The sequence below is a fragment of the Bacillus cereus group sp. MYBK108-1 genome (assembly GCF_051917185.1).
Lineage (GTDB): Bacteria > Bacillota > Bacilli > Bacillales > Bacillaceae_G > Bacillus_A > Bacillus_A cereus.
The window spans coordinates 43,511-70,204 of the sequence record NZ_JBQAHZ010000021.1 but is presented as its reverse complement, the minus strand read 5'-3'; the positions used below and the strand labels follow the sequence as shown (position 1 = coordinate 70,204).

Below are 26,694 nucleotides of genomic sequence, written 5' to 3'. Positions count from 1 at the left end.
AAAGGGAGTCGTGTCGTATAATGAGGGTGTAAGTTAGGGGGGATATAATTGACCTATGCATTAGTAAACGTAGGAATGAGCGTATTGATCGGTGTTATATTTATACTTGCTGCAATTATTCTTCAAAAAAATCCACCAACGGATATTAACGCAGTATATGGTTATCGTACGAAACGATCTATGAAAAATAAGGTATTATGGGATGCGGGTAATAGGTATAGTGCAGAAGTGATGAAGCAAAACGGATTCATCATGATGGTAATTGGAAGTATTATTAGTATACTGTTTAGATATCCACATACAACAGCATTGATTATGGTGGTCATGGTATTGTTAATCATTCACTTATTTATACGAGTAGAGAACAGATTAAAGACAATTGAACAATGATGATAAGGAAAATAGGACTCTCAGTCAATGATAGATAGGAGTCCTATTATATTTACAAACTATTATTTTTTAGTAGTTCTTTTCCTTGTGCAACAACAAATTCATAGTATGCAAGATCATACGGATAAATATCTTCAAATGTTATCGTAATCGGTTTATTGTTTAAGACTGAAATCGTTTTTAAAGATGAAATCTCTCCATTTAATAGTTGTAGAAAAGAAGTTGCATGTACTTTCATCACATCGTCCACTTCTTCACCTGGTGTGAATGGAAGTGGATCGATGACATTGTGAAAATACATATGGCAAAATTCGCGATCAGTAAGATTTGAAATTTCATAATCTATTGTAAAGATTCCTTTGTATGCTAAATCGGTCGTTTGAAAGGAAAGTCCTAATTCTTCTTCAATTTCACGAAGACCGCCAATTTGTACATCTTCATCATGCATTATATGTCCAGCCGAAGTAATATCCCATATAAGTGGAGCTTCTTTCTTATTTTTAGAGCGTAATTGGAAATATAAAAACATATCTTCAGCATCTTTTTCTACAAACCAACAATGAAATGTTTCGTGCCAATCACCGTCACGATGCACTTCATCACGTAATTTCTTCCCAAGTGTATTTCTTTTAGAGTCAAATATCGTTAACCACTCTGTCATTTTAATTCCCCTTTCTGCAAATTTTATTATACAATATTCGTATTGAATTTTGGGAAAATAAAGAAAAAGGAGCGATTATAAGTGGAGATAGAGCGTATGGAAATAAAATCGATTATTTCAACAGAGGAAGAATTACGGGGAATATTGGGAAAACCAAGTGAGCGAGCATTGAAAAAAGTTATTTCATCATTAGATCACCATTGCGTAGATTTCCTTTCTAAATCTCCTTTTCTAGTATTATCTACTGCAAATAAGTTGGGGGAGTGTGACGCCTCGCCGAGAGGAGACGCACCTGGATTTGTATACGTACTCAATAATAATAAAATTATCATTCCAGAAAGGCCAGGAAATCGTCGTATAGACTCCATTTTGAATATTATTTCAAATCCACGTGTAGGACTAATCTTTTTTATTCCAGGTCTTGGGGAGACACTTAGAATAAATGGCCGAGCTTATATTACAAACGACGAAGAAATTTTGAAAGAAATGCAGGCGAATGGACGTAATCCGTTGCTTGGAATTGTTGTTGAAATAGAAGAGTGTTACATTCATTGTGCAAAAGCTTTTATTCGTTCTAAGATGTGGGAATCAGAATCTTGGTTAAATAAAAAAGAGTTACCTTCAGCAGCAAAAATGTTGCTGGAGCATGCGAAAGTGAATACTTCAGAAGAAGATGTTGCACGTTCTTTAGAAGAAAGTTATACAAAAAGATTGTATTGAAAATTTTATTGATATAGTTTTGTAAGGTGGGTATGTACGGGTTTTAGAATGGGGAATTTATCCCGCATTAACGGGCAGTAAGACCCCTACCTCAAAATTCAGCGAAAACAAAGAAGTTCGGTTGGGATCAACTGCCCGTAAAAGCCCGATTGGTGAAGGCTAATAATCAGTGGGGATGAACAAAATCCCTACTGATTAAAGTTTCACTTTATATATGAACCGTTGATTTATAAACTGGAAAAATGACAAAATAGGTAAATTGAGTGGCGGTTGCATAATGCTATTGTGAAATATAATAAAAAGTTATTTTGCAAATAGTTAGTAAAAATAGGCTTGCTTTTTAAAAAGTTGATAACTATAATAAGTTAACAAATAGACATGAACGAAAAAGTAATGATAAGGACAAGAAATCATTTTTACGGTTTACAGAGAGGGAAGTCAAGGGTGTGAGCTTCCTAACACGAGAAATGATTTTACCACCTTTGAACTTCAATAGTGAACGAGTAATCTAGTAATTATTGACGGTATCAGCCGTTATCTGAACTTGAGCAATCTAGGGAGAAATACGTCTAGATTGGAACAAGGGTGGAACCACGAAAACACATTCGTCCCTTTCCTAGGGATGAGTGTGTTTTTTTACGGATTTAGAGATTGAAAATTTAAAATAATTAAAAAATAGTATTGATTTTGTTTTTTATGCGAGTATAATGAGTTAACAAATAAACATGAACGAAAAAGTAATGATAAGGACAAGAAATCATTTTTACGGTTTACAGAGAGGGAAGTCAAGGGTGTGAGCTTCCTAACACGAGAAATGATTTTACCACCTTTGAACTTCAATAGTGAACGAGTAATCTAGTAATTATTGACGGTATCAGCCGTTATCTGAACTTGAGCAATCTAGGGAGAAATACGTCTAGATTGGAACAAGGGTGGAACCACGAAAACACATTCGTCCCTTTCCTAGGGATGGGTGTGTTTTTTTACTTTGAAAGGAGGTGCAGTAACATGGAACGATTTGTACGTACGGAAATAACCACCACCTGCATGATTAAAAAGCAGAGCAAGGTGATTGATAGAGATAAATAATAAAATTGTAGGAGGAGATTAGAAGATGAATAACGTTATAAATGTTGGGGTATTAGGTTTAGGTACGGTCGGAAGTGGTGTTGTCCATATTTTGAAAGAACATTATAAAAAAATCGCTCTTGATACAGGATACGAAGTGAAAGTGAAAACAGTCGTTGTACGTGATTTGGAAAAAGAACGCGATGTTTGTATTGACGGAATTGCAGTAACAAGTCATGCAGATGAAGTTCTAAATGATTCAAATATTGATATTGTAGTAGAGGTAATGGGAGGGATTGAAGAAGCAAAACAGCATATTGTTAAGGCTTTACGAAATAAGAAACATGTCGTGACAGCAAATAAAGATTTAATGGCTGTATATGGTGCAGAGCTTCTTCAACTGGCGAACGATAATGATTGTGATTTATGTTACGAAGCGAGTGTAGCGGGTGGTATTCCAGTGTTAAGAGGACTAACTGATGGGCTAGCATCAGATCAAATTGAAAAAATAATGGGAATTGTAAATGGTACAACAAATTATATGTTAACAAAAATGAGTCAAAATGGATGGTCTTATGAAGAGGCTTTACAGGAAGCACAAAAATTAGGCTTTGCAGAATCGGATCCGACAGCAGATGTAGATGGACTAGATGCGGCGAGAAAGGTAGCAATTCTTGCAAACTTAGGTTTTTCGATGAATGTTTCATTAGATGATGTGCAAGTAAGAGGGATTCGAAAGGTCGAAAAAGAAGATTTACAAATGGCTGAAAAGTTAGGATTTACTATGAAGTTAATTGGGAAAGCAGAAAAACAAGGATCAGCCATTCATTTAAGTGTAGAACCGACGCTTTTACCGAGCCAGCATCCATTATCAAATGTGAATAATGAATTTAATGCAGTATATGTTCACGGTCAAGCGGTAGGAGAAGTAATGTTTTACGGACCTGGAGCTGGAAAGTTGCCAACTGGTTCTGCTGTAGTAAGTGATATTATTTCCATCGTTAAAAATATGAATCAAGTGCCGAAAAATAAAAGTGCGTTAAAAGAACCAGTTCCTTATGAATTACAAGGTGATGAAGAAGTAGTTTCGAAATATTTCTTGCGTATTTCATTACGAGATGAGCCTGGGATGTTACAAAAAATAACAGAATGTTTCGTTAATTACTCTGTAAGTTTAAAAGAAGTTATTCAATTACCTTTAAACCGTGAACTGGCAGAAGTTGTTGTTGTGACACATCGAACTTCCAAGTATCAATTCGAACGAGTTTTAGAAGCGATAGAAGCTGTCGCAAGTGAAATAAACAGTTACTACATTATTGAGGAGGAAAAACAATATGTATAAAGGACTATTGAAACAATATGCTTCTTATTTACCGGTGAATGAAAACACACCTGATGTCAGTCTAATGGAAGGAAATACACCTCTTATTCCGTTATTAAATATATCAAAGCAATTAGGGATTCAGCTATATGGTAAGTACGAAGGAGCGAATCCGACAGGTTCTTTTAAAGATCGTGGTATGGTGATGGCAGTTGCTAAGGCGAAAGAAGAAGGTTCAGAAGCAATCATTTGTGCATCAACAGGTAATACATCAGCATCAGCTGCAGCATATGCGGCACGTCTTGGGATGAAATGTATAATCGTAATCCCTGAAGGAAAGATTGCGCATGGAAAATTAGCGCAAGCGGTCGCTTATGGAGCTGAAATTATTTCAATAGAAGGGAATTTCGATGATGCACTTAAGGCTGTAAGAAATATTGCTGCAGAAGAGCCGATTACATTAGTAAATTCAGTGAATCCTTATCGAATTGAAGGACAAAAAACGGCAGCATTTGAAATTTGTGACCAATTGCAAAATGCACCAGATGTTCTAGCTATCCCTGTTGGGAACGCAGGGAATATTACAGCATATTGGAAAGGCTTCTGTGAATATGAGAAAGAAAAAGGTTATAAGAAGCCAAGAATTCATGGCTTTGAAGCAGAAGGAGCAGCGGCAATTGTAAAAGGGCATGTAATTGAAGAGCCTGAAACAATTGCAACAGCAATTCGCATTGGTAACCCAGCAAGTTGGTCGTATGCAGTAGAGGCTGCCGAGCAGTCTTGTGGTGAAATAGATATGGTATCAGATGAAGAAATTTTACATGCGTATAGGTTATTGGCAAAAACTGAAGGAGTTTTCGCTGAACCGGGATCAAATGCTTCATTAGCTGGCGTAATTAAACATGTTAAATCTGGAAAAATCAAAAACGGAGAAACAGTTGTTGCAGTATTAACTGGAAATGGTTTGAAGGATCCTGATATCGCTATTTCTTCAAATCAACTAGACATCGCAAGTTTGTCAAATGATATAGAACAGATTAAAGATCATATTAAAGGGGTGATTATGTCGTGATACCATTAAGTGTTCGTGTCCCTGCTAGTACGGCAAATGTTGGTCCTGGATTTGATTCAGTTGGAATAGCTTTGTCATTGTATTTAGATGTGGTGGTTAAAGAAAAAGCTGATAAATGGCAAGTAATCCATTCCTTTGAAGAATCAATTCCGACAGACGATAAAAATTTAATCGTTAGCACGGCATGTAAAGTCTGTCCTTCTATATCACCCCATATAATAGAAGTTACTAGTAATATCCCATTAACAAGAGGGCTAGGAAGTAGTGCATCAGCGATTGTAGCTGGGATAGAACTTGCGAATCAACTAGGCAATTTGAACTTAACTGCTGATCAAAAAGTTCAAATTGCTACAAATTTTGAAGGACATCCTGATAATGTTGCTGCTTCTATATTAGGTGGAACTGTAATCGGAGCACTTGATGGAAAGGATATTTCCGTCGTAAGAATTGAGAGCAAGGAGTTAGGGGTAATTTCTCTTATTCCGAATGAAGAATTAAATACAGATGAAAGTCGATCTGTATTACCAAAGATGTTTCCGTTTCATGAGGCAGTTAAAGCTAGTGCGGTAAGTAACGTATTAGTAGCTGCATTATGTCAAAAGCGGTGGGAAGTTGTAGGTGAAATGATGGAGAGAGACCATTTTCACGAGCCATATCGTTTAGAACTCGTACCGTTATTACCATCTATTCGTAAATGCGCAAAAGAATTTGGTGCGTACGGTACAGCACTTAGCGGTGCGGGACCATCTATTTTTATATTAACGCCATATGAGAAACGTCAAGAAATCGCTGAGCAATTAGCGAGAGTATTTACAGATATGAAAGTATGTGAGCTTGAAATCGACCATAAAGGTATTATTGTAAATAAGGAAGAGCATATTGGATCGTAAAGAAAGCTGGCATGGCTAGCTTTCTTTACGTTGCAAACCTATTTTAAATTAGGTTTTTTCGGAAAAAAATATAAAACAAATGTTGATTTTGAATAATGTAAGTAAAGAGTGCATTCATTTTGGAGGTGATTAAATGAATAAAGAGTCACCAGAAGAAAAAAGAGAGCGTATGAGACAAAGTGAATTAAAAAGTAATCCTACGGGTTCTTTACATGACGGACTCAATAGAGCGAAAACAGGTAGTCCAGTTGATATAGCAGGCGGTATGAATTGGAAAGGTACAGGGATAATCATTTTAGTACTACTTTTAGGATACATTGTATACACTTATTTTTTCAGTTAAAGAATGCTTGTTAAAATTTTGATTTGTTTAGTTTCATAATTGTTGAGAAAAAATGCAGTTACTGTATTACATATCTTCTAAGCAAGTTATAGTTGTTCATATCAACTTTTAATAATCCAAATAGAGCTAGCAAAATGCTAGCTCTATTATTTTTTGCCACATTCCTGTAACAAACCACCTGTATATTCATTGGTGGAGGTGCAGAGGATGAAAAAAATGATAGCGATATGTCTTCTAACAACTATGCCATTTTCGACTTTAGTCGGTTGTGACGTAAAAGGTAGTAATGCTGTACAAGAGTCTAAAATAAAGAAATCGACGTATAAAGATTTTACTTATGATGTAAATCCAGAAACATTCACATTAACTGTAGAACATGAGGGGGTAAAGGAACAGGCATCACGACCCCTACCGAAAATGAAGGTATCGAATGTAAAAAAAGAAAAGGATCGTACATCGTGGGAATATCCAGATCAAAAAGTAAAAATAAAATTAGAAAAGAAAAAAGACCACTTAAACATTGAAGTGGAATCGACTGGTGCAGAAAGCTTTACATGGCCGAAAGTAGAAGCTGAAAATTATACACTTCCGTTATGGGAGGGTAAGCAAATTCCGAGCAATGATGAGAATTGGAAGAAGTTTTTAAAGGATGATGCATATTCATTTGCTGAATCATTTTCTATGAAGTTTTTCGCATTAAATGGTTCGAAATATTCAATTGTATATATTGCAAACAATATGTTTAATAATGAATTGAAGTTTCATTCGGATCCGAAAATAGGATTTGATTTTACACATGAATTTCCGAGCATAAATAAAAATAAAACATATGGATTTCAATTATATGTGACAAATAATGATGCGGTAAGCATTGCTAAACTGTATAAGGATGATATTGTTCGAAAAGGTGAATTTAAAACATTACAAGAAAAGGCTAGAAAAAATAAAGAAATCGAAAAGTTATATGGAGCGGCGCATTTTTATTTTTGGAATCAAAATGGTCTATCAGAAAATAATATAAATTGGCCAAAACTAAGGGAGCAAATAAATAGCCCGCTGTTTAGTCATATAAAAGAACTTATTCAAAAGAATAGTTCAGAGCCTGGGGAACTGAATGTATTAGATCAAGTAAGTAAACAAGATTTCATTGATAAGTATCAAAAAAATGTTATTTTACGTTATATAAACGAAGTATTATCCATGAAGGAATTTTATAAAGAGGATATTTTTCAAAACGTTGATCAGGAAGCTAGTGTGCTATTAAAGAAAGGTGTAGGTCACTTAACGAACACAGAATTGTATAGCTTAAATAAGCATTTATTAAAGTCGCTACTTGGTGATGCGGTTGAAGAGGTAAGTAAATGGAGTAATGCAGATGGAACGGACATACTAAAGGAAATGAAAGAGGTAGGAATAGAAAAAGCGTGGATTGGTCTGCCGAACTGGGAACAAGGATTTATGCAACCTAATTTCGTGACAAAAGCGAAGGAAATGGGGTATTTAGTTGGTCCGTATGATTCATATCATTCCATTCACGAAAAAAGTGATAAAAATTGGAACACAGCAGCCTTTAATGACCCATCATTATATGAAGAGGCTACTGTAACGAAGAAAAACGGAGAAAAGGTGCAAGGCTTTTTAGGCAGAGGTCGCAAGTTAAACCCGACTTTATCGCTGCCTAGTGTAAAGGAACGCATGAATGATATATTACAAAATGGTCCTAAATATAATTCATGGTTTATTGATTGTGATGCGACAGGTGAAATTTACGATGACTATTCAGCGAAACATATAACGACACAAGAGCAAGATTTAAAAGCACGTTTAAAACGAATGGACTACATTGCGCAAGAAAAGGGTATGGTCGTTGGTTCTGAAGGTGGAAATGATTTTGCTAGTAGTACGATTGCATTTGCACACGGAATTGAAACACCTGTTATTAAATGGGACGATGAAGATATGCGGAAAAATAAAACAAGTCCGTATTATGTCGGTGGATATTGGTCACCAAATCAAAATGTTCCCGAAAAATATGCAAAACAAGTACCATTGAAAGAAGAATATAAACAAGTGTATTTAAACCCAGTATATTCGGTACCATTATATAAATTAGTATACAATGATTCCGTTATTACAACGCACCATTGGGAATGGGGAAGTTTAAAGGTAAAAGATGAAGTTGGAAATCGAATGCTGTCTGAATTATTGTATAATGTTCCTCCGTTGTACCATTTAGATGAAGTAGAGTGGAATAAGCATAAAAAAGAAATTACAGAGCATCTAAAAGTTTGGAATGAAGTTCATGAAAAAGCAGTAAAAGAAGAGATGACGAATTTTGCGTATTTGTCAGAAGATAAGCTAGTACAATCTGTTTCTTATGGAAAAAATATTAAAATCATTGTGAACTTCTCAAATGAAGACATGGAAGTAGAAAAAACGAAAATAAAAGCAAAGTCGGCTTTTATTGATAATCAGGGGAAGAAAAGCATGTATACGCCGTTTGAGAAATAATAACGTGAAATATACTGTATTCATAGAGGTTTTATCATTAGCTGGACTCTTTATTCATATCGTTTATCTGGAAAAAGATATCCTAATTTAAAATGAAAGAGTTAATGAATTTGTAAATTTGCATGTTACGAAGTGCTAAATTTTTGAAATTGGTAAATAGTGACTTGCCAAAAATAAGTACGAGAGTATAATGTGAAATGGAATACATATTGGGTTTTAGTAGTAACCTTACAAAATTGTAAGGTTAATGAAAGGAAATTCAATATGAAGATAAATAGACTTACATTATACTTGGTAAAGAGAAAGAGAGGCGAATGGGTATGAGCTCTGAATTAGAACAAAATACGAGAAGTAATAAAAAGCGTTCTAAAAGAAAGTCAATAAAATGGTTCATATTAATTCCATTTTTCCTACTTATTTTTGGAGGAGTAGGATATGGTTCGTTTATATATAATAAAGCAAAAGCTGTTGTAAATGATGCGTATGCGAAAATTGAAAAGTCATCAAAGCGTGATAAAGAAGTTGAACCTTTAAAGGATAATATTTCAATATTAATCATGGGTGTAGATGGAAGTGAAATGAGAAAAAGCCAATATGGCGAAGCAGTTCGAACAGATGCACTTTTATTAGCAACAATTAATAAAGATGATAAGTCTGTTAAGCTAGTAAGTATTCCACGTGATTCACGTGTTTATATTCCAACTAGAAAAAAATTAGATAAAATTACTCATGCTCACGTATTTGGTGGCGTAGAAAGCACACGCGATACGGTGGAAAGATTCTTAAATGTCCCTGTTGATTATTATGTGAAGTTTAACTTTGAATCATTCGTACAAATTGTCGATTCAATTGGTGGTATTGATATTGATGTACCAGTTACTTTCACTGAACAAGATAGTAAAGACCAAGCTGGTATGATCCATTTAGAAAAAGGTTACCAACATTTAAATGGAGAACAAGCACTTGCACTTGCAAGAACGCGTAAAATTGATAGTGACGCAATGCGTGGACAGAGACAGCAACTTGTAATAGAAGCAATTGCTAAAAAAGCGATGTCTGTTCAATCAATTAGCAAAATGGGCTCTTTACTAGATGCGGTTGATAAAAATATGAAAACGAACTTAACATTTGACGATATGCTTGCCATTACAAAAAATATGGCAGGATCTAATTTGGAAATGGAAAAATTGCAAATAGAAGGCACAGATAAACGTATCGGTGGTATTTATTATTACATTCCAAATGAAAAAAATGTAAAAGATATTTCAAAAAAATTAAATGATCATTTAGGTGTAACGCCAAAATCAGTCCGAAATGAATAATAAAAAAAGATTGGCTTTTGCCAATCTTTTTTTTTGGAATGTATTTGTAACTTTTCTGTAACGATTTTTTAGTTTAGAAAAATTATACTCATATGTATGAGTATAATGGATAGGTAAAAAAGTAAAAGGACATATTCAAAATTTGTGGTAAGGAAAGATATCATATGCAGAAATGGTTAAGCATGATGGGAATTATCTTTATATTGACTGGATGTAAAATGTCTGAAGCTCCAACAAGTCTAATGGAAGCTCCTACAAATGAAAAATGGATTAATGAATTAAAGGAACAAATTGATAAAGATTTACCTGTTAATTATCGCTTACTTACTCCAATGTCTAATAGAGATAAACAGACGACATGGTCAATGAATTTCGAGCGAGATAATAAAAAAGAAGCTGTCATCGTATATAAAATACCTAATGAAGATTATCATATATATTTAGCCGTATATGAGAAGAAAAATAATGGATGGAATATGAAGTCAACCTATACATTTGATGGGGAAGAAGTAGATATTGTTGAGGTAGGAGATTTCACAGGGAGTGGGAAAAGGGAACTATTGATAGGAATAACTACCAATCGTGATTTATTAGAAAACACAATGTATGTTTTTTCCGATGAGAGTGACGATATAAAGGAATTTTATAGACAGAAGTATACAAAGTTATTTATAGATGATTTAAACAAAAATGGTTTTAAAGACATAAGCCTTGTTTCGCATATGAAAGATGAACAGTTGAAGGTTCAGTTCATTGAAAAGTTTAAGGTATTGTCAGAGGTTACATTTGATCCGTATATAAATAGTATTCAAAGAATACAAATGGGTCGTATTTCTAAATCATTAAAGGCAGTTGTAATCGATGCGGGAACAGGGGCTCATTCAGGTATAACTTATGTAGCAAAATTTGATCAGGATCATTATGAAGTATTACCTATAGATGGGAAAGAAGATTTATTTAATGAATATGTTGTAGAAAGTAAAGATGTTAATGAAGACGGCATTATTGAATTTGTTCGTACTGTACGTCCAAAAGGTTGGGAGGATAAATCACATGGTGATAGTCCGCTTTTTGAACGTTACATACAGTGGAGTGAATCTGGAATTAAACCAATTGAAGAACGATATATAGATATAGAAAAAGGGTATTATGTGAAAATTCCTAAAGAGTTAATAGGGAAAATTACAATACCAGATCAGCAAAAAGAATCAAATTCTCAAAAGTTTTTGGATACAAGAACAAATAAAATATGGCTTGAAGTTCATATTTTTAAGCGGAAAGAATGGTTCAATATAAAAGGCTACAGCGCAGCAATTAAAACGGCTTCTCACGTATATGCAGTACCGAAGCAATCGGAATTTGAAAAAGTGAAAGCATATATAACACCGCTAGCGGATTATCAACAAGAGTAGGAGGTGGGAATTATGTCAAAAATTTTAGTTTTAGAAGATGAATTAACGATCCGTAGCTTTATTGTTTTAAATTTAAAACGTGCTGGATTTTATGTAATAGAAGCTACTACTGGAGAAGAAGCGTTACAGATTTTGAGTGAACAAACTGTTGATATAGCACTGCTGGATGTAATGTTACCGGGGATTGATGGTTTAGAAGTTTGTAAGGCTATCAGGAAAGAAAATAAAAAAATGGGTATTATTATGTTAACCGCACGTGTACAAGATGAAGATAAGGTGCAAGGACTAGGAATAGGTGCAGATGATTATATTGCAAAACCGTTTAGTCCAGTAGTATTAACTGCACGTATACAGTCTTTATTAAGAAGAATAGAAGTACATGAAGAAAAAACGAATATTGTTACGTCAGGTCCATTTTCGTTAAATATTATAGAAGAAAGATTGTATAAAGATGGACAATTAGTCGATTTAACACCTACAGAGTATATGATATTACAGTATTTAATGAATCAGGCTTCAAAGCCAGTTTCGCGTGATGAAATTTTAAATATGATTTGGGGAACCAATTACGTAGGTGAGACGAAAGTAGTAGATGTAAATATGAGACGGTTACGTCAAAAGATAGAATGTAATCCATCAGAACCTGAATTTATTCTTACGGTGTGGGGAAAAGGATATGTGTGGAAGGAAAGTATAAGATGAAACGGAAAGTGACTTTATATTTTATGACGGTCATTACACTTATGCTTGTATTATTTGAAGTTGTATTTTCAGTCTCAATTTATCGATACTATTATAATGGTATTGTGCAATATATAGAGTCTCATGCGAAAACGAGTACACGTTTTTTTTCAGAATACAATTCACTATACTTTATTCGATTACAAGAATATAGTGGTGACATAATTAGTAGCTTTCAATTAGAAGGAACAGAATTACAGTTAATTGATCGTCACGGCTCGGTTATACAATCTTCAAGTGGTGAAAAGGTAAAAGGTAAAGTGAATATTCCACAATCATTATTAGAAGGTGAAATGTATAATCAAGTTACTACGAAAGGTAATAAAAAACAACTAGAGGTGCTAAGCCCACTTATACATCAAGGACAAACTATTGGTGTTTTAAAATATACGACTGTTTTAACAAATGTAAATAAAAAGATTATTGAAATTATTACGTTTACTATTTCTGTAGGTATTGTTATTTCGGGAGTCGCCTTCTTAATTAGTAGACGTTTGGCAAATTCATTTGTTGAGCCAATTGAATCCATTATTCAAGCCTCTTCACAAATTGCAGAAGGCACATTAAAGCAAAAAATTAAAGAAGATTATCCTGGAGAATTAGGTGAATTGGCACATAGTTTAAATTATATGGCCTATAAAATAGATAAGGCTGAGCAGATGAAAAATGAATTCATTGCTTCTATTTCGCACGAAATACGAACGCCTTTAACAGGAATTAAAGGTTGGAGTGAGACGTTAAAAACAGTAGATCATTTAACAGAAGAAGAAATAAAGCAAGGTATGGGCATTATTTCAGGTGAGACAGATAGATTGATTCATTTAGTAGAAGAATTGCTAGATTTTTCAAGATTACAATCAAATCATTTTAATTTATATAAACAAAAGGTGCAGTTGTACGATATACTAGAGGAGACGATTTGGCAATTAACTCCTAAATCGGAAGAGAAGGAAATTCAATTTATTACTACTATAGACCGAATTGAATTGATGGGAGATCGAAATAGGTTAAAGCAAGTTTTCTTGAATATTGTTCAAAATGCAATTAAGTATTCACATAAAAAAAGTACAATACACATTGAAGCGACTAAAATAGAAGGACAAGCAGTGATTAAGGTAAGAGACGAAGGGATTGGAATTGCTAAAGAACATTTACCATATATTGAGCAATCATTTTACCAAATTAATAATCATGTTGCAGGTGCAGGTATTGGTTTAGCTATCGTTAAAAAAATGGTAGAGCTTCATGGCGGTGTGCTTAGTGTTACAAGCAAAGAAGGAATAGGAACAACAATTTTGATAAAACTCCCATTATAATACAAATAAAATCTATTTATATGGTGAAATAAAAATAAATAGATGTATAATTATATTGGGCGATTTATATATAAGATTAATAGGGAGAGGAATTCGATAGAATGGAAAAAGCTTTAAAAATTAAACAAATAGTAGTCGTTTTAATAGCGATTGCCGCAGTAGCTATTGGGTATTACATGTTTCAATCCATTACTTCACCAGCAAAAGCTGTTGCGAAACAAGAAAATGTAGTGCAGCTTGCAAGTGAACAGCCGAAAGTTGAAATGAATAAAACGGCACCAAGTCGTTTTAATGGAAAAGAAAGAAAAGTTGCTTATCTTACATTTGACGATGGGCCAGGGAAATATACGGCTGAATTATTAAATACGCTAAAACAACATGATGCGAAGGCGACGTTCTTTTTAATTGGAGCTAATGTAAAAGAATTTCCTGATTTAGTGAAACGTGAAAATGCTGAGGGTCATTATGTAGGCATGCATAGTATGACACATAATTTCGCAAAGTTATATAAAAATGGCGAGTATGTAAATGAGATGAAAGAAGATCAAGGTTTAATCGCTAATATTATTGGGAAATCACCTAAATTAACACGTCCTCCATATGGTTCGATGCCTGGATTGAATGAAGGTCTTCGAAATAAAGTGGTAGAAGGCGGATTTAAAGTATGGGATTGGACAATTGATTCATTAGATTGGAGATACAATAAAATGCCAGTTGATGCAGCTGCAGCACAAATTGCTCAAAACGTATTAACAAACGCAACAAAACCACAAGAAGTAATTTTAATGCATGATATTCACCCGCAATCAGTTGCTGCTGTGCCAGCAATTTTAAAGGGGCTAAAAGAAAAAGGTTATGAGTTTGAAGCTTATCATGAAGAGAGTCACTTCCCAGTGAACTTCTGGCATGATAACCGTATGTAATGGAGGAATGAACGTTGAAGTATGGAAAAGTAGCAGTAGTTGGAGCATTATCAGTAGGACTTTTAACAGGTTGTTTCGGTGAAAAGCCAGAAGAAAATCTATATACAGCTTTTGAAACAGCAGCAACACAAGAAAAATCTTTAGTGGATGAAGCAAAAAAATTAGAGCAGTTAGAGAAACAAGGGCAAGAATTATATGCTCAAATTTTGCAAGAAGGCAAAGATCATAATGAAGCAGTTGTGAAGAAAATAGAGCAAGCTACTGCAAATGTAGATGATCGTGAAAAAGTATTGAAAAATGAAAAAGAAATGCTAGAAAAAGCTCAGAAAGAAACAAAATCTGTACAAGGAAATATAGAGAAGCTTGAAGATAAAAAGTTACAAAAACAAGCAAAAGCAGTAGAAGAGTCGTATAAGAATCGTTATGATGCATTCCAAAAGATGAATGAAAATTACACGAAAGTGTTAGCGACTGAAAAAGAACTGTATGAAAAATTAAAAGTAAAAGAAACGAAATTAAAAGAAATCGGTGAAAAAGTTAAAACTGTTAATGAATTAAATGTGGAAGCACAAAAGTCGAAAGAGCAGTTTAACAAATTTACAAAAGAGTATAATGACAGTAAATTAGCATTCTACAAAGATGCAGAAATTAAGATTAAAGATCAGAAATAAAGAAGAATCTAAAGTGTAATAAAAAGCCGGAGAAACATCGTTATAAATGTTTTTTCGGTTTTTTACGTTAAATGAATAGAAAAGACTGGAATTGATATCATAAAAGAGTTATAGTGAGTTATTCTAAGGGAAACATTGTAAAGTAAGGAGAATGGGAATATGTCATATGAATTTTTACTCAAATTAGGTTTAGCACTCTTTTTAGGATTATTCATCGGGATAGATAGGCAGCTAAAGAATAAACCACTTGGTGTGAAAACAAGTATGGTTATTTCTGTAGCAAGTTGTTTAATTACGATGGTTTCAATTGAATCTGTGCATGTATATTCTGTTCCAGGACATACAAATATGGATCCGATGCGACTGGCCGCTCAAATTGTTAGTGGAATTGGTTTTCTTGGCGCAGGTGTCATTTTACGAAGAAGTAATGACGTTATTTCTGGATTAACAACAGCTTCTATGGTGTGGGCTGCTTCAGCTTTAGGGATCGCAATTGGTGCGGGATTTTATTTACAAGCGACAGTTGCGATGGTTTTAATTATTTTAGCGATTAATGTACTTCCGCAACTTGTGAAAATTGCAGGACCGTATTCATTAAGACAAAAGGATTTATCTATAAAAATTACTGTTAAAGAGCATCATGAGTTAGATGGTATATTTAAGCAAATTAAAAATTTAGGCATGCATGTGAAACGCGTGAAAATTAAAGATATAGATAGTGGAGCATTTCAGCAACTAGAGATGGTTATTTTAGCTCCAGAAGATTTATATACAACAGAGTTATATAGTTCCCTGAAAGAGATAGATCGAGTAGTTTCAGTTGAAGTGGAAAGTAGATAATTGTGATAAAAAAGAGTGAAGTGAATTCACTCTTTTTTATTTGGATTCTTAAGGAATGAAATTGATATAATGATGAGTAATAAAGGGGGAGAAATGATGGGAATACATATTAGAAGAGCAATAAAGGATGATATACAAGGTATAGCAAAGGTGCATGTCGATAGTTGGAAAGCAACGTATAAAGGGATATTTGCTGACGAAATTCTAGATAATATAGCATATGAGAAACGAGAAAAACAATGGGAAGATATTTTTCAAAAAGAAGGTAATCATCAATTTAGATTTGTAGCAGAGAATTTAAATGGAGAAATAGTTGGATTCATCGATGGGGGAGTAGAAAGAACTGGTACATATAATTGTGATGGAGAATTATATGCAATCTACCTTTTACAACAGTATCAGGGAATGAAAATAGGACAAAAGTTATTTCAAGCTTTATTATCGGATTGTATAAACAATGATATGCAATCACTTTTAGTTTGGGTTGTTACGAATAATCCTTCTAAAAAGTTTTATGAAAAATTTAACCCAGAAAAAATTGATACAAAATTTTTAGAGCGATTACAGGTAGAAGAGACAGCATATTGCTGGAGAGATATAAATAATATTATTATGTAAACTTTATGTTTGAAAGAGGTATACCAATTAAGGTATACCTCTTTTGTTTAACCATTTTGGATAGATTACTAATGAAAAATAGTAAGTATGTAGTTTGAAGCTGAGTATTTTTTTGTGTATTTTTAACCAGATTAAAGAAAAGGGAGAAAACAAGGAAAATTAAATCAGATAAAAAAATTCTGAAATATACCCTTGAATTGAATATCATTATCAATTAGAATCATAATTGATAACGACATTCAATTATCGTTTATTATATAAAATTTCGATAGCTTTAATATAAAGAGGAGGACCAACATGCAGCATGCGAAACAAATCGCAGAACATGCAACATTACAAAGCTTTTTAAACTGTTATTTAAGAGAAACAGGGAGTGGAGAATGGATTACAGAGGATGAAAGAATGAAGAGTATCTTCAGTAATACGTTGAATAGAGATACAGTCCCCACATATTTATGTTGTCGGCTATCGGCACAGAACGTTACTTTGTATGGAGAAGTTATATATAAATCATCAACAGATCGCCATTTGTTTGGAGAACAATTTTATTATCAAATTGGAGATAGTAATTCTGTTATTACAGCAGATTACGTTACAGTTATTACATTTTTAATAAAAGAGATGTCTATCAACTACGGAGAAGGAACGAATCCTGCGGAACTTATGCTTCGAGTCATTCGTAGTTGTCAAAATATTGAGGAATTTACAAAAGAGAGAATAGAAGATAAATCCGCATTATACGGTTTCCATACAACTTTTATAGAAGCGGAGCAGTCTTTATTATTTGGGCATTTAACTCATCCTACACCAAAGAGTAGACAGGGGATATTGGATTGGAAAAGTGCAATGTATTCTCCAGAATTAAAAGGAGAATGTCAGCTTCATTATTTTCGGGCACATAAAAGTATAGTAAATGAAAAATCATTATTATCAGATTCTACAACAATGATTATAAAAGAAGAATTAAGCAATGATGAGACGGTTAGTAAGGAATTTATAGCGAAGTACTGTAAGGAAGATCAATATGCATTAATTCCAATTCATCCGCTTCAGGCAGAATGGCTCTTGCATCAAGCTTACGTACAAGATTGGATAGTTCAAGAATTGCTTGAGTATATTGGACCTGTAGGTAAGTATTATATGGCAACATCATCACTAAGGACACTGTATCATCCCGATTCGAAGTATATGCTTAAGTTTTCATTTCCGGTGAAAGTAACGAATTCAATGCGTATTAATAAACTGAAAGAACTTGAGAGTGGTCTCGAAGGGAAGGAAATGTTAAATACGGCTATTGGTGAAGTACGAGAAAGATTTCCAGGATTTGATTTTATTTGTGATCCAGCCTTTATTACATTAAATTATGGAACACAAGAATCTGGATTTGAAGTGATTATTCGTGAGAATCCTTTTTATAGTGAACATGCAAACGACGCAACATTAATTGCTGGGCTAGTTCAAGACGCTATACCTGGAGAGCGTACGCGGTTATCGAATATTATTCATCGTCTAGCAGATTTAGAAAGTAAAAGCTGTGAAGAAGTAAGCTTAGAGTGGTTTAGACGATATATGAATATTTCTTTAAAGCCAATGGTATGGATGTATTTACAGTATGGTGTTGCATTAGAAGCTCATCAGCAAAATAGCGTTGTTCAGCTAAAAGATGGTTATCCGGTCAAATATTATTTCCGTGATAATCAAGGATTTTATTTCTGTAATTCAATGAAAGAAAAGCTTAATAATGAATTAGCTGGTATTGGAGAACGTACTGGAAATTTATATGACGACTATATTGTGGATGAGAGATTTCGTTACTACTTAATTTTCAATCATATGTTTGGCCTCATTAATGGTTTTGGCACAGCAGGATTAATTAAGGAGGAAATTCTTCTCTCGGAATTAAGGTCTGTACTTGAATCATTCCTTCCGTATAACCGGGAACCTTCAACATTTTTAAGAGAATTATTGGACGAAGATAAGTTAGCGTGTAAAGCAAATTTACTAACGAGATTTTTCGATGTCGATGAGTTAAGTAATCCATTAGAGCAAGCAATTTATGTGCAAGTACATAATCCGCTCGTTAGAGAAGTGGCTGTTCGTTCATAAATAGCGTTAAAATTTCACGTAATACAAATAATGGTATTTTGTCATAAGGTGGAGGGTTTTATGAGAGTGGACATGTATCATACGAAAGTATTGAAGGCACTCGAATCAGAAGATTACATTTCAGTACGAAGAAGAGTGCTACGTCAATTAGTAGAATCGTTAATTTATGAGGGGATTATTACACCGGTTCGCATAGAAAAAGAAGAACAAATTCTTTTTCTAATACAAGGACTTGATGAAGAAGACAAAAGTGTCACGTACAAATGCTATGGCAGGGAACGGATGACATTTGGACGTATTTCGTTAGACTCATTAATAGTAAGAGTCCAAGATGAACAGCAAGAAATACAGTCTGTCTCGCAATTTCTAGAAGAAGTTTTTCGGGTTACTAGTGTAGAACAAGCTAAATTAGATTCTTTTATGCACGAATTAGAACAAACAATATTTAAAGACACGATTGCACAATATGAAAGAAATAATAAGAGAGAATATACTCAAAAATCTTACGATGAGTTTGAAAGCCAATTAATAGATGGCCATCCATATCATCCTAGTTATAAAGCACGTGTTGGATTTCAATATCGTGACAATTTTCAATATGGTTATGAATTTATGCAGCCAATAAAACTCATATGGATTGCAGCACATAAGAATTATGCGACTGTAGGTTATGAGAATGAAGTGATGTATAACAACCTTTTAAAAGAGGAGATTGGCGATCGTAAATTAGAAGAGTTTATGGAACGAATTCGTAATAAGGGATGTAATCCAAAACAGTACGTGTTTATACCTGTTCACCCATGGCAGTGGGAGAATTTCATCATTTTAAATTATGCGGATCATATACAGGGTAAATTTATTATTTATTTAGGAACATCAGAGGACGATTATTGCGCGCAACAGTCAATGAGAACGTTAAGAAATATTACGAGTCCAAAGAAACCGTACGTTAAATTATCGATGAATTTACTCAACACTTCAACACTTCGTACGCTGAAACCATACTCTGTTGTGAGTGCACCAGTAATATCAAATTGGTTAAATGATGTTGTAAGTAATGACGCCTATTTAATGGATGAAGCACGTTTAATCTTGTTAAGTGAGTTTTCAAGTGTAACGTATGACACGAATAAGAAAGCTATATATGGTTCATTAGGATGTATTTGGCGCGAAAGTGTTCACAAGTATTTAGATGCACAAGAGGATGCAATTCCTTTTAATGGCTTATACGCTAAAGAGAAAGATGGTACACCAATTATTGATGCGTGGTTGAATAAATATGGAATGAAGGATTGGCTACAATTACTTATTCAAAAAGCGATAATACCAGTTATACATCTTGTTGTAGAGCATGGCATCGCACTGGAATCACATGGACAAAATATGATTCTAGTCCATAAAGAAGGGGTGCCTGTTCGTATTGCGTTAAAGGATTTTCATGAAGGGCTTGAGTTTTATCGTCCATATTTGAAAGAAGTTGACAAATGTCCCGACTTTACTAAAATGCATAAAACATATGCGAATGGAAAAATGAATGATTTCTTTGAAATGGATCGCATTGAATGTTTGCAAGAGATGGTGTTAGATGCACTATTTCTGTTTAATTTAGGAGAATTAGCATTCGTACTTGCGGATGAGTATGGATTGAAAGAAGAACATTTTTGGATGATGGTTGTTGAAGAAATTGAAAATCATTTAAGAATATATCCACATTTGAAAGGTAGATTTGAAAATATTCAATTATATGCACCTACATTCTATGCTGAACAATTAACGAAACGTCGATTATATATGGATGTGGAATCGCTTGTTCATGAAGTTCCAAATCCATTGTATAGAGTAAGACAACTTATGAAACAAAAATCAGCTGTTACAGGGGGAAATTATGCTAATCGTTAATAAACAAGAGTATAGCAAAAGTGATTTTGAATTGAGATTACAAGTTTATGAGGAAATGGAACAATTTCAAGAAGCAGAAGGAAATAGATTTGCACTTTGTCTGAAAGATCCATTCGATATTATTACGCTTGTGTTTTTCTTAAAAGAAAAGAAATCATCAGTATTACTTATACATGAAGATACGCCAAAAGAAACGGCTATTGAAATGGCAAAGCGTGCAAATTGTGTTGGGATTTTATATGGAGAATATGGCGATTTTACAAAATTAGAAGTAGGGAACTTTTTACTAGAAGAGCCTTCTTTATTGCAATATAGTTCGGGAACTACGGGAGAACCGAAACTGATTCGTAGAGCATGGACGGAAGTTGATACAGAAATTACTGCCTATAATGAAGCTTTAAACTGTGAAGTAGATGAAGTGCCAATCGTTATGGCTCCTGTTTCACATTCATACGGACTAATATGTGGTACGTTATCAGCAATTACGAGGGGGAGCAAGCCTGTAATCATTACGAACAAAAATCCTAAATTCGCATTAAATATAGTTCGCAATACAGAAAAACATATTATATATGCAGTACCACTTATGTTACACATTATGGGGAGTTTTCCATTAGGAACGTTCCAGTTTCATAAAATTATGACATCAGGATCGCCTTTGCCAGAAGCACTATTTTATAAACTAAAAAAAATGACAACATATATGATGCAGCAATACGGTTGTTCTGAAGCAGGTTGTATTAGTATATGTCATGATATGAAAAGCCATTTAGATTTAGGAAACCCTCTACCTCATGCAAGTATAAGCATAGGTTCAGATGAAAATGCACCGGAAGAAATCGTCGTGAAAATGAATGATAAGGAAATTTTCACGAAGGATTTAGGGTATAAATCTGAGCGTGGCATTCATTTTATGGGGCGTATGGACGATGTAATTAATGTCTCAGGATTAAAAGTCTTTCCTATAGAGGTAGAAGAAACGATGCTTCGATTGGAAGGTGTGCAAGAGGCAATTGTATATCGGGGGAAACATCCTGTGATGGGCGAAATAGTTAAAGCGAAAGTGATCTCTCATGTTGATCCAGTGAAAATAAGAGAATGGTGTATTCAGCACTTACCTTCTTATAAAGTTCCGCATGAAATTGAAAGTGTAAATGAAATTCCTAAAAATAAAACTGGAAAAGTAAGTAGAAAGTTACTAGAGATGGGAGAGGTTACAACATGAGACGGGAAGCGTTAAAGAATGCCGTGTTAAAAATTATGATAGAAAAAATGGAACTGAAAAATGTAACGCATTTAGAAGAAACGATGCGCTTAAATCAAGATTTATATATAGATTCGGTAATGATGTTACAGCTTATTGTATACATAGAAATGGATGTAAAGCTATGCGTTCCAGAGGATGAGGTAGACCCAAAGGCATTTCTTACTGTAGGATCTTTGCTTGATTTTATGGAAGAGTTAGAGCCGTTACAGGAAGTAAATGTGAATAACTAACCTTTAGGAAAGTGGATGAGAGTATGACTTCAATTAAAGTGCACTGTTTAGTGAGTTGTTTTTGTGAAATTATAAAAAGGCGTAGCGACATTGATTTTCGTCCATTTTATTTTGGACTATGGGATGGAGATTTTGATATAACACAAGGCGGAATTATTTCATATCACTCTGAAAACATTAACCATGATCATTATTTACTTTGGTTTGAAAAATTGTACGGTATTAAAGTAAACGAATGGTATGATCATGCAAAAGATAAAGATAGCAATGTAGAAACGTTTTTAGAATTAGTAGAAAACAAGCCGGAAAATCGTTATGTCATTGTAATGGTTGATATGTCTCTATTACCAGAAAGGGAAAATAAATTTCATCAAAAACCGTTTCCACATTATTTAATGATATCAAAAACAGAGAAAGAAGAAGAGTGGTTCATGCTAGATCCTGATTTTCGTTGGGAAGGAAATATGGAAAGAGAAAAAGTACTTCACTCTATTCAAGATAACCCATTTGGTGGAGGTTATTTCATTGATATAGAAGGAATTGGGGAGCCAACGCAAGAAACAGTAGCTAGTTATTTCACAGAAACATTCAAAAAGAACGACAATGAACTGACTATGGAACTGAAAAATTTAATTGTAAAAATGGCAAATGAGGAAGAAGGATATGCGCTTTCTGGACTTGTAGCAGCAGTAAAACAAATACCAGTACTTGCAATTCGTAAATATAGTTATGAGCATGCCTTTGCATACTTCCGTGAAACGTTGCAATATTCGGAGCAAGAATTTGATTATTGGTGTGATCGGGTAGAGGATATTGTACAAGGATTTACAAATGTACAGTATCGTGCAATTAAAATGGCAATGACGAATAATAAAGGTATGCTAGTATCGATTATTGAAAAACTGGATGAAATGAATGCAATTGAACTGCAAATTAAGAAGGAATTAGAGAGACAGTTTCTATCATGGAAAGGTATGAAAACAAATCAATCTGTCGCAACTCTTTAATAAGCTAACTGAATTTAAGATAGGGGAGTTTAATACTATGAAATATTCGCTATGTACCATTTCATTTCGTCATCAATTAATTTCATTTACTGATATTGTTCAATTTGCATATGAAAACGATTTTGAAGGAATTGAATTATGGGGGACGCATGCACAAAATTTGTACATGCAAGAACGTGAAACGACAGAACGAGAATTGAATTTTCTAAAGGATAAAAACTTAGAAATTACGATGATAAGTGATTACTTAGATATATCATTATCAGCAGATTTTGAAAAAACGATAGAGAAAAGTGAACAACTTGTAGTACTAGCTAATTGGTTTAATACGAATAAAATTCGCACGTTTGCTGGGCAAAAAGGGAGCAAGGACTTCTCGGAACAAGAGAGAAAAGAGTATGTGAAGCGAATACGTAAGATTTGTGATGTGTTTGCTAAGAACAATATGTATGTGCTGTTAGAAACACATCCCAATACACTAACGGACACATTGCCTTCTACTATAGAGTTATTAGAAGAAGTAAACCACCCGAATTTAAAAATAAATCTTGATTTTCTTCATATATGGGAGTCTGGCGCAGATCCAATAGACAGTTTCCATCGATTAAAGCCGTGGACACTACATTACCATTTTAAGAATATATCTTCAGCGGATTATTTGCATGTGTTTGAACCTAATAATGTATATGCTGCAGCAGGAAGTCGTATAGGTATGGTTCCGTTATTTGAAGGTATTGTAAATTATGATGAGATTATTCAGGAAGTGAGAAATACGGATCTTTTTGCTTCCTTAGAATGGTTTGGACATAATTCAAAAGAGATATTAAAAGAAGAAATGAAAGTATTAATAAATAGAAAATTAGAAGTAGTAACTTCGTAATGTGAAATGATGTGAGAGTCTCGTTTAGAGGCTCTTTTTTTATGGTGAAAAATAACCAAAAATTCCCATGTATTTTAATTTGAATTTAACACAATTTATATATAAATAAGGAGGTGATTGGTAATGGCTAGAAATCGTAATTCTAATCAATTAGCATCACATGGAGCACAAGCAGCTTTAGATCAAATGAAGTATGAAATTGCACAAGAGTTCGGTGTACAACTTGGAGCTGATACTTCTTCACGTGCAAACGGTTCTGTAGGCGGTGAAATCACAAAACGCCTAGTAGCGATGGCAGAACAACAGCTTGGTGGCGGATATACTCGCTAATTGTATAAGGTTATAGGAGAAAGGAAGGATTCTTCCTTTCTTTTTTTTTCAATTAATTGGTATGGATATATAGTGAACAGAATTCAAAGAATAGAAGTAATACTATATTTTACCCAATTTCTTTTGTTGTGAATGGGAAGTATTAAAGATGTAATAGCCCTGGTGGAATGAAAATTATGTTCCAGCAGGGCTATTATATGGTAAGAAATATATGATGAAAGGTTCCGAAATCAACATGTTAAAAAAAGAAAACTGTTGTTTAATTGCGCTTGCATCAGTTCCACTTGTCATGACATTAGGGAATTCAATGCTCATTCCAATCTTGCCGACAATTGAAAAGAAATTACATATTTCATCGTTTCAAGTATCCATGATTATTACAATTTACTCTATCGTAGCCATTTTACTTATACCGATTGCTGGTTATTTATCAGATAGATGGGGACGAAAGATGGTAATGGTTCCGAGTTTGCTGATTGCGGCTATAGGAGGAGCGATAACTGGTTGGGTATCATGGAAAGTTGATAATCCCTACATTTGGATACTAATCGGTAGAGCGATTCAAGGTATTGGTGCTGCTGGTGCAATGCCGGTTGTTATACCGTGTGTTGGTGATTTATACAAAGATGAAAAACAAGTTAGTACAGGCCTGGGAATTATTGAGACATCCAATACATTTGGAAAAGTGCTGAGCCCTATTTTAGGATCTGCTCTTGCTGCCATTGTATGGTTCTTACCATTTTGGGCGATTCCAGTTTTATGTGTCGTATCAATTGTTTTGTTACTTGTTCTAGTAAAGGCAAAGAAACAAGAAGGAGAAGTACCACCACTTAAAGAGTTTATAAAATCTATTCTGTCTACGTTTCGAGAAAAAGGAAGATGGTTAATTGCCATTTTTGCATTAGGTGCAATTATTATGCTTATTTTATTCGGAATTCTCTTTTATTTGTCGACTATACTGGAATCAAAGTATGACATTCATGGTATATGGAAAGGGTGTGTGCTTGCTATCCCGTTACTTGTACTGTCACTTAGTTCCTATATGGCCGGTAAAAAAATTGGAGATAATCAAAATGTTATGAAGAAGTGTATTTATATTGGTTTTTTAATGGCAGCTGCATCAGTCATCATTCCTTTATTTATAAAAGGGATTTATTTACTACTTCTTTGTCTCGTTATTATGGGGATAGGGATTGGTATGGCACTCCCATGTTTAGATGCCCTCATTACACAAGGAATTGAAAAGGAGCAAAGGGGAACGGTTACGTCATTTTATAGTTCAATGCGATTTATCGGTGTAGCAGCTGGACCACCTTTATATTCTTTTTTCATGAAAGGGGCGGACCATGAAGTGTTTTATTTGACAAGTATTTTCGCTGCCATTGGTGCTGTCATAGCAATCATTTGGATTAAACCAGCAAAGGATGCAAAGACGGTAAAACAGAAACCAGAGCCTACTTCATAATTTGTAAGAGAATTGCATGATGTTTTGAGTAACATGCAATTCTCTTTCGTTCATTAAGAATAAATAACTTGTTTTAACATATAAAGCGCGACACCCCATATGATGAGACCAGAAAATTTATTTAATAATAAAATTGTCTTTCCGGTTGAGTCTAGTCTTTTTAGAAATTTCCCCGCTAACGCTAAGCTTATAAACCAAATCCAAGAAACGATAATAGTTGCAAGTGTGAAAGCCCATTTTTCACTTCCTATGTATTGAATAGAATTTGTTCCAATTACACCGATTGTGTCTAAAATAGCATGTGGATTTAATAACGAAACGGATGCTGCGAAAAGGATTTGCTTTTTTAAGGGCATACTTTTTTCTTGTTTTACATCGTTGGAAGGGTTACTTCTCCAAATAACAAAGCCCATGTATAGGAGAAAGAAAAATCCAACTATATATAACGAGTTAGTTAGCCAAGAAAAAGTAAGGAGTACAAGGGAGACACCTTGCACTGCAATCAATATGAGTAACGTATCACATATAGAGGCAGTTAATATTACGGGGGCTGCCCTCCAAATGTTTGGTTGGCTCGCACCTTGGTTAAAGACAAAAACATTTTGTACACCTAATGGAATGATAAGTCCAAATGCAAGAATGATACCATGAATAATTGCTTCACTCATCATATTACCTCCTATTTTAATTC

General features: G+C 34.0%; 25 protein-coding genes and 2 other annotated features. Of the genes, 23 read left to right on the top strand and 2 right to left on the bottom strand.

Going from position 1 to position 26,694, the window contains the following annotated elements; genetic code table 11:
- Positions 1-48 precede the first annotated feature (48 nt).
- The gene (locus ACTFSL_RS23305; protein WP_088338891.1) at positions 49-390 is read left to right on the top strand and encodes an SdpI family protein; all 342 of its coding nucleotides are present in this window, start codon (positions 49-51) and stop codon (positions 388-390) included.
- 52 nt (positions 391-442) lie between these two features.
- Here ACTFSL_RS23305 and ACTFSL_RS23300 read toward each other — a convergent pair whose 3' ends face one another.
- On the bottom strand, positions 443-1,051 hold the full coding sequence (locus ACTFSL_RS23300; RefSeq protein ID WP_088338890.1) for an NUDIX hydrolase: 609 nt from the start codon (positions 1,049-1,051) through the stop codon (positions 443-445).
- An 81-nt stretch (positions 1,052-1,132) separates the two neighbouring features.
- Here ACTFSL_RS23300 and ACTFSL_RS23295 point away from each other — a divergent pair, with 81 nt between their 5' ends.
- The 22 genes from ACTFSL_RS23295 to ACTFSL_RS23190 all read left to right on the top strand — a co-directional run bounded on the left by ACTFSL_RS23295 (position 1,133) and on the right by ACTFSL_RS23190 (position 26,003).
- Positions 1,133-1,771, top strand: coding sequence for a pyridoxamine 5'-phosphate oxidase family protein (locus tag ACTFSL_RS23295; protein WP_088338889.1), 639 nt, complete (start codon positions 1,133-1,135; stop codon positions 1,769-1,771).
- A 384-nt stretch (positions 1,772-2,155) separates the two neighbouring features.
- Positions 2,156-2,387 (top strand) — a binding site (T-box leader).
- 115 nt (positions 2,388-2,502) lie between these two features.
- Positions 2,503-2,734: a binding site (T-box leader), on the top strand.
- A gap of 151 nt (positions 2,735-2,885) precedes the next feature.
- Positions 2,886-4,181 carry a homoserine dehydrogenase gene (locus ACTFSL_RS23290; protein WP_088338916.1) on the top strand — a complete coding sequence of 432 codons (1,296 nt, stop codon included), beginning with the start codon at positions 2,886-2,888 and terminating at the stop codon, positions 4,179-4,181.
- Complete coding sequence (gene thrC, locus ACTFSL_RS23285) at positions 4,174-5,232, top strand: threonine synthase (RefSeq protein WP_088338915.1); 1,059 nt, start codon at positions 4,174-4,176, stop codon at positions 5,230-5,232. The genes ACTFSL_RS23290 and thrC overlap by 8 nt, the downstream gene beginning before the upstream one ends.
- Positions 5,229-6,122 carry a homoserine kinase gene (gene thrB / locus ACTFSL_RS23280; protein ID WP_000612683.1) on the top strand — a complete coding sequence of 298 codons (894 nt, stop codon included), beginning with the start codon at positions 5,229-5,231 and terminating at the stop codon, positions 6,120-6,122. Before thrC ends, thrB begins: the two co-directional genes overlap by 4 nt.
- 133 nt (positions 6,123-6,255) lie before the next feature.
- Positions 6,256-6,465, top strand: coding sequence for a DUF6366 family protein (locus tag ACTFSL_RS23275; protein ID WP_063536132.1), 210 nt, complete (start codon positions 6,256-6,258; stop codon positions 6,463-6,465).
- Positions 6,466-6,672: 207 nt separating this feature from the next.
- Positions 6,673-8,976, top strand: a complete 2,304-nt coding sequence (locus tag ACTFSL_RS23270) for a glycoside hydrolase (RefSeq protein WP_088338914.1) — start codon at positions 6,673-6,675, stop codon at positions 8,974-8,976.
- A 320-nt stretch (positions 8,977-9,296) separates the two neighbouring features.
- A complete protein-coding gene (locus ACTFSL_RS23265; RefSeq protein WP_002182662.1) occupies positions 9,297-10,298 on the top strand; it encodes an LCP family protein in 1,002 nt (333 codons plus the stop codon).
- Positions 10,299-10,462: 164 nt separating this feature from the next.
- Positions 10,463-11,710: a hypothetical protein gene (locus ACTFSL_RS23260; RefSeq protein WP_088338913.1), complete on the top strand. Its 1,248-nt coding sequence runs from the start codon at positions 10,463-10,465 to the stop codon at positions 11,708-11,710.
- 12 nt (positions 11,711-11,722) lie between these two features.
- Complete coding sequence (locus tag ACTFSL_RS23255) at positions 11,723-12,412, top strand: response regulator transcription factor (RefSeq protein ID WP_000036070.1); 690 nt, start codon at positions 11,723-11,725, stop codon at positions 12,410-12,412.
- Complete coding sequence (locus ACTFSL_RS23250) at positions 12,409-13,767, top strand: sensor histidine kinase (RefSeq protein WP_088338912.1); 1,359 nt, start codon at positions 12,409-12,411, stop codon at positions 13,765-13,767. Before ACTFSL_RS23255 ends, ACTFSL_RS23250 begins: the two co-directional genes overlap by 4 nt.
- Positions 13,768-13,868: 101 nt before the next feature.
- Positions 13,869-14,690: a peptidoglycan-N-acetylglucosamine deacetylase gene (locus ACTFSL_RS23245; RefSeq protein WP_000409484.1), complete on the top strand. Its 822-nt coding sequence runs from the start codon at positions 13,869-13,871 to the stop codon at positions 14,688-14,690.
- A gap of 14 nt (positions 14,691-14,704) precedes the next feature.
- The gene (locus ACTFSL_RS23240; protein ID WP_000873562.1) at positions 14,705-15,361 is read left to right on the top strand and encodes a YkyA family protein; all 657 of its coding nucleotides are present in this window, start codon (positions 14,705-14,707) and stop codon (positions 15,359-15,361) included.
- Between the two features lie 159 nt (positions 15,362-15,520).
- Entirely contained in the window at positions 15,521-16,201 is a 681-nt protein-coding gene (locus ACTFSL_RS23235; protein ID WP_000119510.1) for an MgtC/SapB family protein, read from the top strand.
- A gap of 96 nt (positions 16,202-16,297) precedes the next feature.
- Entirely contained in the window at positions 16,298-16,819 is a 522-nt protein-coding gene (locus ACTFSL_RS23230) for a GNAT family N-acetyltransferase (protein ID WP_119683198.1), read from the top strand.
- A 297-nt stretch (positions 16,820-17,116) separates the two neighbouring features.
- The gene (locus ACTFSL_RS23225; RefSeq protein ID WP_088338910.1) at positions 17,117-18,925 is read left to right on the top strand and encodes an IucA/IucC family protein; all 1,809 of its coding nucleotides are present in this window, start codon (positions 17,117-17,119) and stop codon (positions 18,923-18,925) included.
- Between the two features lie 60 nt (positions 18,926-18,985).
- Positions 18,986-20,824 carry an IucA/IucC family protein gene (locus ACTFSL_RS23220; RefSeq protein ID WP_119683199.1) on the top strand — a complete coding sequence of 613 codons (1,839 nt, stop codon included), beginning with the start codon at positions 18,986-18,988 and terminating at the stop codon, positions 20,822-20,824.
- The gene (locus ACTFSL_RS23215; RefSeq protein WP_119683200.1) at positions 20,811-22,049 is read left to right on the top strand and encodes an AMP-binding protein; all 1,239 of its coding nucleotides are present in this window, start codon (positions 20,811-20,813) and stop codon (positions 22,047-22,049) included. The genes ACTFSL_RS23220 and ACTFSL_RS23215 overlap by 14 nt, the downstream gene beginning before the upstream one ends.
- Entirely contained in the window at positions 22,046-22,321 is a 276-nt protein-coding gene (gene asbD, locus ACTFSL_RS23210; RefSeq protein ID WP_001250560.1) for a petrobactin biosynthesis protein AsbD, read from the top strand. The genes ACTFSL_RS23215 and asbD overlap by 4 nt, the downstream gene beginning before the upstream one ends.
- Positions 22,322-22,344: 23 nt before the next feature.
- Positions 22,345-23,328 (top strand): DUF6005 family protein, encoded by a 984-nt coding sequence (locus ACTFSL_RS23205; protein WP_000200729.1) that lies wholly within the window; start codon positions 22,345-22,347, stop codon positions 23,326-23,328.
- Between the two features lie 37 nt (positions 23,329-23,365).
- Positions 23,366-24,208 (top strand): sugar phosphate isomerase/epimerase family protein, encoded by an 843-nt coding sequence (locus ACTFSL_RS23200; protein ID WP_119683201.1) that lies wholly within the window; start codon positions 23,366-23,368, stop codon positions 24,206-24,208.
- Between the two features lie 123 nt (positions 24,209-24,331).
- A complete protein-coding gene (locus tag ACTFSL_RS23195) occupies positions 24,332-24,538 on the top strand; it encodes an alpha/beta-type small acid-soluble spore protein (protein ID WP_000113545.1) in 207 nt (68 codons plus the stop codon).
- A 235-nt stretch (positions 24,539-24,773) separates the two neighbouring features.
- Positions 24,774-26,003, top strand: coding sequence for an MFS transporter (locus ACTFSL_RS23190; RefSeq protein ID WP_119684182.1), 1,230 nt, complete (start codon positions 24,774-24,776; stop codon positions 26,001-26,003).
- A 53-nt stretch (positions 26,004-26,056) separates the two neighbouring features.
- On the opposite strand, the gene ACTFSL_RS23185 is transcribed toward ACTFSL_RS23190, so the two are convergent.
- Complete coding sequence (locus tag ACTFSL_RS23185; RefSeq protein ID WP_001287291.1) at positions 26,057-26,671, bottom strand: LysE/ArgO family amino acid transporter; 615 nt, start codon at positions 26,669-26,671, stop codon at positions 26,057-26,059.
- Between the last annotated feature and the right edge of the window lie 23 nt (positions 26,672-26,694).